The sequence below is a fragment of the Sulfurimonas sp. genome (genome assembly GCF_041563035.1).
Lineage (GTDB): Bacteria > Campylobacterota > Campylobacteria > Campylobacterales > Sulfurimonadaceae > Sulfurimonas.
On the sequence record NZ_JBFFNS010000002.1, the window covers coordinates 63,482 to 76,752 of the forward strand.

The 13,271-nt window shown below is 33.5% G+C and carries 14 protein-coding genes; 6 read left to right on the forward strand and 8 right to left on the reverse strand.

The annotated features are described in order from the left end of the window. Positions 1-3: 3 nt before the first annotated feature. Genes folP through ABZC13_RS02655 form a run of 6 tightly spaced genes read right to left on the reverse strand, consistent with a single transcriptional unit; the run spans position 4 to position 6,589 of the window. On the reverse strand, positions 4-1,146 hold the full coding sequence (gene folP, locus ABZC13_RS02630; protein WP_372999642.1) for a dihydropteroate synthase: 1,143 nt from the start codon (positions 1,144-1,146) through the stop codon (positions 4-6). Continuing rightward, entirely contained in the window at positions 1,136-1,753 is a 618-nt protein-coding gene (locus ABZC13_RS02635; RefSeq protein ID WP_372999644.1) for a DNA polymerase III subunit delta', read from the reverse strand. Before ABZC13_RS02635 ends, folP begins: the two co-directional genes overlap by 11 nt. Continuing rightward, positions 1,740-2,288: a HobA family DNA replication regulator gene (locus tag ABZC13_RS02640; protein ID WP_372999647.1), complete on the reverse strand. Its 549-nt coding sequence runs from the start codon at positions 2,286-2,288 to the stop codon at positions 1,740-1,742. The genes ABZC13_RS02635 and ABZC13_RS02640 overlap by 14 nt, the downstream gene beginning before the upstream one ends. Positions 2,289-2,292: 4 nt before the next feature. Then, positions 2,293-3,504 carry an aspartate kinase gene (locus tag ABZC13_RS02645; protein WP_372999650.1) on the reverse strand — a complete coding sequence of 404 codons (1,212 nt, stop codon included), beginning with the start codon at positions 3,502-3,504 and terminating at the stop codon, positions 2,293-2,295. Beyond that, complete coding sequence (locus tag ABZC13_RS02650) at positions 3,505-3,975, reverse strand: RNA pyrophosphohydrolase (protein WP_372999653.1); 471 nt, start codon at positions 3,973-3,975, stop codon at positions 3,505-3,507. A 55-nt stretch (positions 3,976-4,030) separates the two neighbouring features. After that, positions 4,031-6,589: an EAL domain-containing protein gene (locus ABZC13_RS02655; protein WP_372999656.1), complete on the reverse strand. Its 2,559-nt coding sequence runs from the start codon at positions 6,587-6,589 to the stop codon at positions 4,031-4,033. A gap of 114 nt (positions 6,590-6,703) precedes the next feature. On the opposite strand from ABZC13_RS02655, the gene hemW reads away from it, so the two are divergent. From hemW to queA, 4 genes are all read left to right on the forward strand, one after another. After that, on the forward strand, positions 6,704-7,759 hold the full coding sequence (hemW, locus tag ABZC13_RS02660) for a radical SAM family heme chaperone HemW (RefSeq protein ID WP_372999659.1): 1,056 nt from the start codon (positions 6,704-6,706) through the stop codon (positions 7,757-7,759). Between the two features lie 61 nt (positions 7,760-7,820). After that, on the forward strand, positions 7,821-8,228 hold the full coding sequence (tatB, locus tag ABZC13_RS02665) for a Sec-independent protein translocase protein TatB (protein WP_372999662.1): 408 nt from the start codon (positions 7,821-7,823) through the stop codon (positions 8,226-8,228). Beyond that, on the forward strand, positions 8,221-9,030 hold the full coding sequence (gene tatC, locus ABZC13_RS02670; protein ID WP_372999665.1) for a twin-arginine translocase subunit TatC: 810 nt from the start codon (positions 8,221-8,223) through the stop codon (positions 9,028-9,030). Before tatB ends, tatC begins: the two co-directional genes overlap by 8 nt. After that, positions 9,023-10,051 (forward strand): tRNA preQ1(34) S-adenosylmethionine ribosyltransferase-isomerase QueA, encoded by a 1,029-nt coding sequence (gene queA / locus ABZC13_RS02675; protein WP_372999668.1) that lies wholly within the window; start codon positions 9,023-9,025, stop codon positions 10,049-10,051. Before tatC ends, queA begins: the two co-directional genes overlap by 8 nt. 104 nt (positions 10,052-10,155) lie before the next feature. Here queA and ABZC13_RS02680 read toward each other — a convergent pair whose 3' ends face one another. Continuing rightward, complete coding sequence (locus ABZC13_RS02680; protein ID WP_372999671.1) at positions 10,156-10,935, reverse strand: DNA-processing protein DprA; 780 nt, start codon at positions 10,933-10,935, stop codon at positions 10,156-10,158. Beyond that, positions 10,936-11,949, reverse strand: a complete 1,014-nt coding sequence (locus ABZC13_RS02685) for a divergent polysaccharide deacetylase family protein (RefSeq protein ID WP_372999674.1) — start codon at positions 11,947-11,949, stop codon at positions 10,936-10,938. It abuts the gene before it with no gap. Positions 11,950-12,174: 225 nt separating this feature from the next. Between ABZC13_RS02685 and rpsF the strand changes: the two genes are divergently transcribed. Next, positions 12,175-12,630 (forward strand): 30S ribosomal protein S6, encoded by a 456-nt coding sequence (gene rpsF / locus ABZC13_RS02690; protein ID WP_372999678.1) that lies wholly within the window; start codon positions 12,175-12,177, stop codon positions 12,628-12,630. Between the two features lie 31 nt (positions 12,631-12,661). Then, the gene (locus tag ABZC13_RS02695) at positions 12,662-13,255 is read left to right on the forward strand and encodes a single-stranded DNA-binding protein (RefSeq protein ID WP_372999681.1); all 594 of its coding nucleotides are present in this window, start codon (positions 12,662-12,664) and stop codon (positions 13,253-13,255) included. Positions 13,256-13,271 lie beyond the last annotated feature (16 nt).

Consider the following 13,271-nt stretch of genomic DNA (forward strand, 5'->3'; position numbering starts at 1 on the left):
CCTTTATGTTGCATCTAGAGCTTGCTGAATGTTTATAGCTTGTACATGCTCAGCTACATCATGAACACGAATCGTCGAAGCACCATTTCTAATTGCTTCTAAATGCAAGGCAAGTGTTCCAGCTAATCTATCTTGAGGAAGAGACTTAGATATTTTATTTATCATAGATTTTCTAGATGCTCCAACTAAAAGAGGCTTTTTCAGAGTTAAAAAGTGTTCTAGATGTTTTACAAGTTCTAGATTATGCTCTAGTGTTTTTCCAAAACCTATTCCTACATCCAGAGTGATATCTTTTACTCCAAAACTCTCAGCTTTTTGAATTCTACCTTCAAAGAAATTATATACATCACTAAGTATATTTTCATATTTTGGTGCTACTTGCATAGTTTGTGGAGTTCCCTGCATATGCATGATTACTGCGCGAGCATTGTAACTGGCACTCAACTTACAAATTTCATCATTAGCTAATCCAGTGATATCATTTACTATTTTAAAACCACTATCCAGTGCATGTTCAACAACTAGTGGCTCATAACTATCTATACTAAAATCTACTTTTTCATATAGCTTCTGTGCTTTGATAGTATCAAGTATTGGCTTTACTCTCTTTAACTCTTCTTTTGCATCTACTGACTTGGCATTTGGTGCTGATGAGACTCCACCGATATCTATTATATCTGCACCATCTTCTATCATCACTTCTATCGCCTTTACAGCATCACTATCTACAAATCTGCTTAGAGAAAAAAAGCTATCGTCGTTTGCATTTATAACACCCATGACTTCTATCTTTTTACTCTTTTTTATATTTACGAAATCATCTAATTTTTTAGCCAAAAATTTTAGTCCAAATGGCTGTGCCAACTCTTTTTTACTAAGGGTTTTCAACTGTTTAGTTGTAGCGATCAATATACAGTTCACTCTCGGTGTAGCTGCTATGATAGTACCCTTTGGAACAGCCAGATCAGCACCTATAGAAAGAGCATCTTGCTTTAAAATATTTGCTGCACCTACATGAAGATCTCTTATATAAATAATATGATTACTCATTTTTGAAGCTAAGATATTAACACCGCCACCATCCACACCTAACTCTTTTAGATATTTGGTTGCATCTATATGATTTGAGAGTTTTTCAATTTGCATCTATAAATCCCATAAGAATAAGTGCTAAAACACTCTGAGGCCTTGAATTTAGTTCTAAGAGTCTATATGCCTTGTCAAAGTTATCTAATTGATTTTTAGAGAGTATTAACATATCTATAACAGTAGCTCGATGGTAAAGAGCTTCTACGATAGCTTTTGCTTCATTTTTCTTTATTCTTGCATTTGTCTTTAAAAATGAAAAAACAGCATCATAATCCAACTTTGCCAGATTAAGCTCACACTCATGTGATGTATGTGATGTTTGACCTTTTAGTATTGGAAGTCTTGAGCGAACGGTAGGAAGAAGGTTTGATTTTGTTGGAGAGATAATAATAAATTCTATATTTCTTGGAGGCTCTTCCAAAACCTTCAGAAGAGAGTTTTGTGAGACTGCATTAAATTCTAATGCTCCGAGTATTATATATTTGGTTTGAGACTCACTTATATATGCTTCGGCTACAACTGCTTTAGCATGCTCGATAAGAAATTTTTCTTCTACAAATGCTACTACCCTATTTGGTTTTAGCAGCGATTTTAGCTTTTGGACCTCAGCTTCTATATCGCTAGATATTAATATATGACCTTTTATACTCTCACGATCTAACATCCACTTCTCCAAATATTGTAGCATTTAACGAAGCATCAAAAAGTTTGTAAAGTTGTAAAAGTTTTATATCTATCATAGGATCGTAAGATTTCAGGGTAAAGCCATTGAGATACTCTTCATCAAAAATCCAAAAATAACTATTATCTTTTCTTTTTGCAATATCAGATCTCTTGTCATCGCCTTTACCTATATACCAAAAGAAGTAATCGTCTTTATATGAAAGAGATATCATATCTTCAACAACTGCTATCATATCTCCGCCACTTACATTTCTATAGTGCTGGTAGAGACTATCCATACTTACAATAGGTAATAGTGGTCTATCCAGATTTATTTCATTAATTGAGCATAGTATATATGTCTCAAACCATTTTCTCTTCTCATCAGTAATGAGAATTATAGTTTTACCCTGTAAAATTTGCTCTAGAGCCAAAGAAAGAGGATTTGTCCAGTCAAAACGTTGTTCTTCCAGCCAGCTTAGTGTTGCTCCATCTTCGCGTATAACATCTAAGCTCCACTGTGCAAAATCTTGCATAATACTACTTATCTAGCTCATATGCATTATGCAGACTTCTAACAGCAAGCTCTGCATATTTTTCATCTATAACCATAGATACTTTTATCTCTGATGTTGAGATCATATTGATGTTAATATTGTTCTCAGCCATCGTAGTGAATGCTTTTGCAGCTACACCAGTATGTGATTTCATGCCAACACCTACAATAGAAACTTTACAGATATCTTCATTATAAGAATCTGCCTTAATTTCTCCATCTTGAATAAATGTATCAACCACAGCTTTAGCATCGTAAAGGTCACCCTTAGCTACTGTAAAGTCAATATTAGTATTTCCATCGTGTGCTTTATTTTGAATAATCATATCAATATTCACATCACTTTTCGCTAGTTTATTAAATATATCCGAAGCAATACCTGGTCTATCATTAACTCCCATTAAAGAGATACGAGCCTGATTTTTATCTAATGCTATTCCGCTTACTAATGGTTTTTCCATGATATTTTCTTCCTTTGTTATTAATGTTCCTTCTTCATTTGAGAAACTTGTTCTTGTTACTAGATTTACGTTTAATTTTTTTGCCAGCTCTACTGAGCGGTTTTGAAGTACTTTTGCACCAAGAGATGCTAACTCTAGCATCTCATCATAAGAGATTTGATCAAGTTTTCTAGCCTTAGGCTCTATACGTGGATCAGTTGTGTAAATTCCGCTAACATCCGTATATATCTCACATAAATCAGCTTTTACAGCCCCTGCAATTGCTACAGCACTAAGATCACTACCACCGCGACCAAGAGTTGTTACATTTCCTTCTAGTGATACACCTTGAAAACCTGCTACTACAATGATCTTACCCTCTTTTAGAGCATTATTCATTGTTGTAGGGTCTATCTCCTCTATACGTGCTTTTGTATGAAGAGAATCGGTAACGATTCCTGCTTTTCTGCCTGTCATAGAAACCGCACTATGTCCCATTTCGTTCAGAGCGATAGACAAAAGTGAAGCCGTTACTCTCTCACCAGAACTGAGAAGCATATCCATTTCAGCTCTTGCAGGAGTAGCTGAAAAATGCTCAGCATAAGAAACTAGCTTATTAGTTTCTCCACTCATTGCTGATACAACAACAACTACATCATTTCCAGCTTTCTTAGTTTCACTTACACGATTTGCCACATTTTGAATGCGTTCTAAATCTCCAACACTTGTTCCACCGAATTTTTGTACTATTAACATCTAAAGATAACCTTCATTTTTAAAATGTTTTATGACATTCTCATAAACTGCTTGTTTAAAAGATGCACTAAGATTTAAAGCTTCATCAACTCCAACAAATTTGTAATCACCAAATTCAGGATGAGCTGTGTTTATATCGATCTTCGCACTCTTTTTTAATTTAACTAAAAAATATCTCTGTTTTTGTCCCTTGTAGGGCTTCATTTTCTTAGCTATTTTAGGAGGGAAATCATATGATATCCACTCAGGATACTCTGCAACAATTTTTACTTTGTTGGTTCCTATTTCTTCTTCAAGCTCACGGAAAAGTGCTTCATGCACCTCTTCTCCCTCATCAATACCACCTTGAGGAAACTGCCATATGTCAGTTAAATCATTTCTTAGTGCTATAAAAATCTCTTTTTTTTGAGGGTAAGCATTTGAAACTATTATCATCGCTACATTAGGACGATACAAATCTTTCTCGTTCATTAAAACACCTAAATTATAATAAACGCGATTATACTAAAGAAGCTATTAAAATAAGTTAAACTATATCGTAATTTTCTGGACTCTTTGGCTCACCATATAGGTAACCCTGTATATAGTCAACACCAAGCTCTCTAACTTTATCATCTAACGCCTGTGTACTAACAAATTCTGCTATTGTTTTTATATTTGCATTTTTTGCAAATGATAATAAGGCTGTTATCATGTGTTCTACATTTTTATCTATATTTAGTTTTTCTATTAAAGAACCGTCTAGTTTTATATAATCAATATTTAATTTTATAATATTTGTAAAATTAGAGTATCCAGAACCAAAGTCATCTATTGAAACTTTACAGTTATACTGCTTTAACATGAGTATAAAATCTTCTATAAGTCCATAATCTTCTATATCTTCAGACTCAACAATCTCAAATGTTATGCCATCTCCACCATATTTTTCAAGTCTATTTTTTATATATCCTATCATACTTTCTGAGCTTATATTTTCATATGTGATATTGATAGATATATCCGTTTTCTTCTTAGCGTAGATGTTAAAAACTTTTTGCATCATCTGCCTTGTAAAAAACTCAAAAGTATTATCCTGTTTTGCAGAGTCTAAAAAGTAGTACGGAGTTACAATCTCACCTGTATCAGTCAGCAGTCTAGCTAGAGCCTCATACTTCAGTATAGAGTTATCTTTTACATCTATAATTGGCTGAAAATAAGGGATAATATTTCCACTGTGAAGTGCCTTTTTATAAACCCTCAATCTATTTAGTGTTGCTTTTTGAAGTTCTAATGTAGTCTGATTGTTTTTATATATAATCAAATTTTTCTTAGCCATAATAGCTTCTTGGAGTACTATATCTGCTTGATTGAATATATTTATCATACCATACGATACACCGGCTGTAAAATCTGAAATCAAATAATTATTATCATCATCCGCATAGTAAATATTTTCATCTGAGTTTGTTAAAATCGAATATTTTAATAGTGCTAAGTATTTATCAAATAGTGCTCTTTTACTTACTAAAATTGCAAATTCCTGCATATTCAAGCTATATAGAGTCACATCATCATCTATGATCACTTGAGAAAGTTGTTTTGCCTTTTGAGAGACCATATCGCCAACTGCGTCAAGTCCATAAAGATCCTTTATAGAGTTAATTTGGTTTATATGGAGCAAGACTAACATAGCCTCTTCCTGAATCATTGAGAGATCTTGAATAAGAGATTGTCTATTAGGAAGTTTAGTTATAATATCTAAATTTTTAAGTGTGTTTATAGAAGTCGTATTTACATTAAATACCACTCTATTTCGTCCACCTTCTTTTGCCTTATAGAGATTGTTATCTGCTAGGTTATAAAGATCCTCATTTGACATACTGTCTTTAGAGCCATCTATGTTTACAGCACCTATGGATATAGTCACAAACTTTGAAACATCACTTTTTTCATGTTCTATCTCTAATAATTCTACATTTGTAACTATTTCTAGTGCAATTCTATCAACTTCTCTATCCGTTGCATCTGATATAAAAACAGCAAATTCTTCACCACCAATTCTAAAAACATCTTCTACTGAATTATTTACATATTTTTTGATTTCTGCTGCAACCATTTTTAGAACTTTATCACCTTTTACATGTCCGTAAAAGTCATTATAGTCTTTAAAATAATCAACATCTATTATAAGCAGACCAAACTTCTCTTTTCTCCATGTAGAGCTTTTAAATTCTCTTTTTAATGAGTAATCAAAATAGCGTCTATTATGAATCTCTGTTAAAGAGTCGGTGATAGACAGTGACTCTAATCTTTTTGTGTTTGTAATATCTTCTACAATAGCGGTATAACCGATTTTTTTATGGTTAATATCATATAAAGGACTAATACTAGAGCTTATCCAGTACTCTTCACCGCTATATTTATTGTTTTTTAATTTTCCAGTCCACTCTTTATCTGCTAAAATTGTTGCCCACAGGTTTTTTATAATTTCAGGATTAGCTCCCTCATTTCTAAAAAGACTATGATTCCTACCTATAACCTCTTCTCTTGTATATCCAGTGAAATTTAAATAAGCTTGTGAAATATCTACTATTTTTCCACTTAGATCTGAGACCGTCATAAAGACATTTTCATCAATTATTCTATTTTTTTGTTTTAGGAGAAAATCACTTTTTTGTAATTCCACATCAAGCATTACTTTTTTTGATAAATCTATTAGCGGTACTATTAAATCATCGACGCTGATTATCGGTTTTGTAATAAACTTATCAATTCCAATATTTATAGCTTCCATCAAATATTCTTGATTGTCATGTGCTGTCAGCATAACAAGTAGTTGATCTGGATTTATATCTTTAATCTTCTTGCACATCTCGACACCATTAATATTTGGCATCTCTATATCACTAATAACTATATGGTAATATGAGTTTGTAGTAAGATAGGATTTTTCATAGAGTTCAAGTCCCTTTTCCCCATCTATTGCTACTGTTATATCATTAAAATAATATTCTAAAATCCCTACCGTTGATTCTCTAACATCATCATTATCTTCAACATATAAAAGCTTTATATCTTGGACTAACTTCGTATCTTTTTTCATAGTTTATACTTTAGCAGTTATTTTATAATAATAATTAATAACCTATTATATTGATATATTCTTTTGTAAATATTAAATTTTGCTATACTTCTAAGCTTATAAGGACGACCAAGAATGCTATTATATATTCATATTCCATTTTGCGATTCGAAGTGCTCATATTGCGCCTTTAACTCTTATGTGGACAAATTTCATCTAAAAGAAAAGTACTTGAAAGCTCTTTTAATTCAACTCGATTTTGAGCTTAAAAGATTTGACGCAAACGTACAAACAATTGAATCAATTTTTATAGGTGGAGGAACACCTTCAACTGTATCTCCACATCTGTATAAACCAATATTTCAACTAATAAATCCATATCTCCAAGATGATATAGAGATAACAAGTGAAGCTAATCCCAATAGTGCTACAAATGAGTGGCTAAAAGGAATGTTTGAGCTTGGCGTAAACCGAATAAGCTTTGGAGTACAGAGTTTTGATAGAGAAAAGTTAAAACTTCTTAACCGCGCTCATCAATCCCAAGATGCAAAAAATGCTATTATCAATGCAAAAGAGATTGGATATAAAAATATTTCACTTGATTTGATATATGCAACTCTAGGGGACACAAAAGAGCTTCTAGAACATGATTTAGAAACAGCCTTTTCTCTGCCAATAAATCATCTTAGTGCTTATGCATTAACGATAGAAGAAGGCACACCATTTGAATCAAAACCATATATGTCGAAAGAGACTTTAAAGCTGACAACCTGGCTTTTTAAAGAGATAGAAAAGTCTGGATTCAAACAATATGAAATCAGTAACTTTGGAAAATATAAAAGCACTCATAATCTTGGATACTGGAAATATAAAGACTATATTGGTTTAGGAAGTGGTGCAGTAGGAAAGCTTAGTCTTCAAAGGTTTTATCCAACTACAATTGTTGAAGATTACATTAGCAACCCTCTTGACATAAGAACTGAAGAGCTAACACTCGAAGATAAAAAAATAGAACAAATATTTTTAGGTCTTCGTTCTTGTGTTGGTATAGATTATGATATTCTCAATGATCAAGAACAAAAAAGAGCCGAAATTTTAGTAGATGAAAAAAAACTTTTGCTAAAAAATGGCAGATTATATAACGATGAGTATCTTTTAGCAGATGAGATTGCACTTTTCTTGAGCTCTTGAAGATAATTTAATCATTCTTTAGCTAAACTCTTGGACTTAATTATAATTTTGAAGGTTTAATATGTTTGGTATGGGTTTTACAGAGATACTCATTATAGCTGTTATCGCCATCTTGTTTCTAGGTCCTGATAAACTTCCTAGTGCAATGGTAGAAGTAGCTAAATTTTTTAGAAGTGTTAAAAAGACGATAGGTACAGTAAAAGACTCTTTAGAAGAAGAGATGAATGTTGCAGATATCAAAGAAGAAGCATTAGCTTATAAAAAAGAACTTTTAAGTGCTAGTGATGAGCTAAAAAGAGCGACTGACGTCACTCAGATCGGGGCTTCTCTCACAAACCTTGATGATGACTTTTTAGATGATGAGCCAAAGCCAAAAGCGAAAAAAGAGCCTGTAAAAGCTGAAAAAGTAACTTTTGAGAAAAAAGAAAAAAAGAAAATAATAGAAAAAGAAGACAATACAGATGTTTGATGATTTAAGACCACACTTAGTTGAACTAAGAAAAAGGCTAGGTATATCAGCCGGTAGCCTTATAGTTATGTTTTTTGTGATGTTTTATTTTCATGAACCAATCTTAAACTGGATGGTTGAACCATTAAATGTTGCTCTAATAGAAGTAGGTAAAAAATCGCTTCACGCAGCTGATGGTATGATAACAACTTCTCAAGTTGGTGGAGCTTTCTTCGTAGCTCTAAAAGTATCTTTCTTTGCAGCAATAGTTGGTGCACTGCCAATAATCCTTGGTCAAATTTGGTTGTTTGTTGCTCCGGGCTTGTATGCTAACGAAAAAAAGATGATTATTCCATTTATAGTCGGTGGTACATTGATGTTTCTAGTCGGTGTCCTATTTGCTTATTATATCGTTACTCCTTTTGGATTTGATTTTTTAATTACCTTTGGTAGTTTTAAATTTACTCCTCTGATTAACATAGAAGATTATGTTGGTTTTTTTACAAAAATCATGTTTGGATTTGGTTTAGCGTTTGAGTTACCGATTTTTGCATACTTTTTAGCACTACTTGGAATGATTGATGATAGAATGATGAGAGACTTTTTCAAATATGCTGTTATTATTATCTTTGTTGTTGCCGCTCTACTGACTCCTCCTGATGTTTTAACTCAATTACTAATGGCTGGTCCATTAATCGTACTATATGGTTTCTCAATTTTAATTGTTAGGATGGTTAATCCTGCTCCGCCACTTGAAGATGAAGAGGATGAAGACGAAGATGAAGACGAAGTAGCTATTGCACTAGAGAAGAAGAGTGACTGACCCAGAACTACTAACTTCCAGCTATGATTTCACACTTCCCGATGAACTCATAGCTACACATCCTGTACATCCAAGAGACAAAGCAAAACTTTTAGTTTACAACCGCCAAACAGATGAAATAAATCACTGCCATTTTTATGATTTTGAAAAATATATTCCCAAAAATTGTGCACTTATTTTTAACGACACTAAAGTTATAAAAGCAAGACTTTACGGTCATAAACCAAGTGGCGGTAAAATTGAGCTTCTTATAAACAGACCTCTAGATGCAAACAACATAAACGTATATATCAGAGGTAAGGTAAAAGTTGATACTAAGATAATGTTTGATGATGATTTAGAAGCAATTGTACAAGAATTAAAAGATGACGGAAGTAGAGTTGTAAACTTTTTTGAAGAAGGTAATCTTTTAAGATTTGAAGATCTTCTACCAATCATAGAAAAAATCGGGCACATTCCACTTCCTCCATACATCCAAAGAGAAGATAATGCCGAAGATGCTTCAGAATATCAAAGTGTTTTTGCAAGAGAAGAAGGAGCAGTAGCAGCTCCAACAGCTTCACTGCATTTTACAGAGGAACAACATAAAAGAGTTTGCCAAAATCATGATCATGCATTTGTTACTCTGCATGTTGGGAGTGGAACGTTTAAACCAGTAGAAGCTGAGAGAATCACAGATCATCCTATGCACTCTGAGTATTATGATATCTCCGATAAAGCAAAAAATATACTTGACTCTGACAAGCCAATACTAAGTGTTGGGACGACTTCTACAAGGACAGTTGAATTTTATGTAAGACACAGATGGATGCAAAGAGGAGAGGCAAATCTATTTTTGCATCCAAATAATAAACCCTTAAGAGTGAATCATCTACTTACAAATTTTCATCTTCCTAAATCAACTCTTTTGATGTTAGTCTCATCTTTTGTCGGAGTAGAAAAAGCTCAAGAGCTTTATGCAGAGGCTATAAAAAAGAAGTATAGGTTTTACTCATATGGCGATGCAATGCTAATTATTTAATTAGTCCGTAAAAGGAACTCGTCCCTTTTACTTCGCTGGAGCAGCATGAGGCTACTCATCGTGAAAAATGCCATTGGTTAGCATTTCTAAAATCTAAACTTATTTTATAAGCTAGAGCGTACCCTTCCATTTTCTATACTTATCTCTCCACTTAGCTCTGCTTCAAATATTTTAGTTGGATACTTTTTCAGAGCCTCATCATAAGTTGGATTTGTTTTACAAAAGTCCATAAAATCATCCACTTTTATTTGAGTATTATTTTGTACTTTTGAAAACTTAGCTACAAACTCATCTATGTCGTATATAGCTTTAGCTCTACCTGATTTTAAAAGCTCATTTGTAGCGCTGCTTTCCCCTATTCTATGAGCAAATACATATATCTCTTTATTCATCTTAAGAGCAAATTCTATACTTCTCATACTTCCGCTGTTTAGCTCAGCTTCTGCGACGACTAAAACTTCACCGAGAGCTACAACAAGCTCATTTCTGACTACAAAACTCCAAGGTGTTGCCCGAAAATCATCTTTAAACTGACTAAGTAAAAGTCCATTTCTTTCTATATCACTCAGTAAATTTTTATTGATTGCTGGATATTTGATATTTACTCCACAGGGGAGAACAGAAATAGTATTTGACTCACCAGCTCCTTTATGAGCAATTGCGTCTACGCCCATTGCACCTCCACTAACAACACAGATATTGTTTCTTGAAAGTGCAGATGATAGTTGATGAGTCAGAGAACGAGAATATTTTGAAGGCTTTCTGCTTCCGACAATAGAGATTTTTGTTTTTTTCAAAAGTTCAAGGTTACCACTATAAAAAAGCTCTTTAGGATAGCTTTTCATAGCTTCTAGTTCAAAAATATGACCTTGAACCAAATTCATTTAATAGAGTCCGTTAATATAGACTAAGTCAACATCTTTAAATAAGTTTTTTGATTCATGAAGAGCCAAAAGTGTATTTGCATGTGGATGTCCTATAGCTATAGCTGTACCATGAAGTTTTGCAATTTTTATTGCTCTTTTTATCTGAATAGTAATAGATACTTTATCCAGAGCATGATCTAAAAATACATCTCTTGCAACATAATTTAGACCAAAATTTTTCATAACTTTAGGTGCTGTTGTCTCAGCTGTAGTTCTACTGTCTATAAAACTTATGTCTTGTGATTTTAGAGCATAAATCAAACGGTTCATAGCTAGTTCATTTGATGTGAACTTACTTCCTGTATGATTATTTATATAAGAAACTCTAGGAAACGATCTTTTGATCTCCTTAATTCTTAGTGATATTTTTTCATCAGAGTCGCTAACTCTAAGTGTCCTTGGTTCTTCAGCATTAAAGTTTTCTGCTTCCATAGGCAAGTGAACCATATAGAAACTCTCCTTAGAAGCAAGTTTTGCAGAGTTAGGACGAAACTTACTAGGTGGTAAAAATGACATTGTTAGAGGTATACCTAAACTTTTTATTGCATTTACATGAGATTTAACACTTACATCATCAATAATGATAGCTAACTTTGGTTTAGATGATATTTTTCTTACATCTCTTTTTACTCTTTTTGGAGGAGCGGGTGGTTTAGGAAGAGTTCCGTCTCCATACTCATGTGCAGCCGCACCTTTATCGACTTTACTCTCTTTTTTAAGAACATCTTTTAGTCTTGTATTTACACTTTGCTTCTCTTTTTTGCTGCTCGCTTCTTCTAGCTTTTTAAGCATAGAAAGTCTTTTTTTCTTATCCGTTTGAACTTGTTTTTCTATATCTTTCTTCGCATCTTCATAGCCTATGTAATAGCCCCCGACTAGTGCGCCTAAACCAAGAGCTATAGCTGCCAAAATCCACGCTACGTATGTTAAAAAACTATTACTGCTAGATTTTTTTCTTTTTCTTTTTGTCATTTAAACTATACTCTCCAAAATTTTCATAACTATATCCAAAAAAGTAAAAAAACAGTACTTAATATTTCAAATAGACATACTTATAATAGAGCGAGCTATTTTTAAGCATACTTTATGTATAATCCCGCGTTCCTTTCTCTTTGTATCACTAGAAATTAGCGATATGTACACATCCGAAAGGGAAACAATGCCAAAGCGGCAAATACCAAAAGGAGATTATACTCTATGAGAAACTACGAAAACTTAGTTATCGTTAAACCAACCTTTACAGCTGAAGAAATCCAAGCTAGCATCCAAGCTATCGAAGATACAATTACTTCTAACGGTGGCGAAATCGCTACTACAGACTCAATGGGAATGAGAAAATTAGCATACCCAATTGATAAAAACGAGCGTGGTTACTACCATGTTATCTATTACTCTATTGCTCCATCTGCAATTAGTGAAATTGAAAGACGTTTCCGTATTAATGAAGATCTTCTTCGTTTTGTAACTATTAAATATGATACAAATCGTGAGATTACTGCATGGAATCAATTAGTTCAAAAAGCTGAGAAAAAAGCTGCTGCACCTGCAAAAGAAGAAGCTCCAGTAGCTGAAACACCGGCAGTTGAAGAAGCTCCAGTGACTGAAGCTCCAGTAGCTGAAACACCAGCAGTTGAAGAAGCGGCAGCTGAGTAATCAGTAAAGCCTAATAAATTAAGGAAAGCTCATGTTTAATAAAGTAATATTAGTTGGAAACTTAACTAGAGATATCGAACTCAGATACACTCAAGGTGGAATGGGAATAGCAAAAACTGCTATTGCAACTAGCCGCAAATTCACTGCTAATGGTGAGAAAAAAGAGGAAATCTGTTTTGTTGATATAACTTTCTTTGCTAGAAGTGCAGAGGTTGCTAACCAATACCTTCGTAAAGGAAGTAAAATTCTTGTTGAGGGAAGACTTAATTTTGAACAATGGGCAGATCAAAATGGACAAAAACGCTCAAAACACTCTGTAACAGTTGAAACTATGCAGATGCTAGACTCTAAAGGCGACAACCAAGGTGGCGGTTATCAAGCTCCTGCACAAAATAACGGTGCAGAAAGCTACAACCAACCACAGGGTCAACAACAAGCCCAAAGTTACCAACAGCAACAACCAAGCTATGGTAATAACGAGTCTAAGCAACAAACGCAAAGTTATCAACAACCAAGTGCTGGGAATGGATATGGACAACAACAAGCAAATGCTCAAAGTCGTCAGATGCCAAGTAGCGATTCTGTTCCTGTGATTGACATCGATGAAGATGAAATTCCATTTTAGAAAATAGATAATAAAG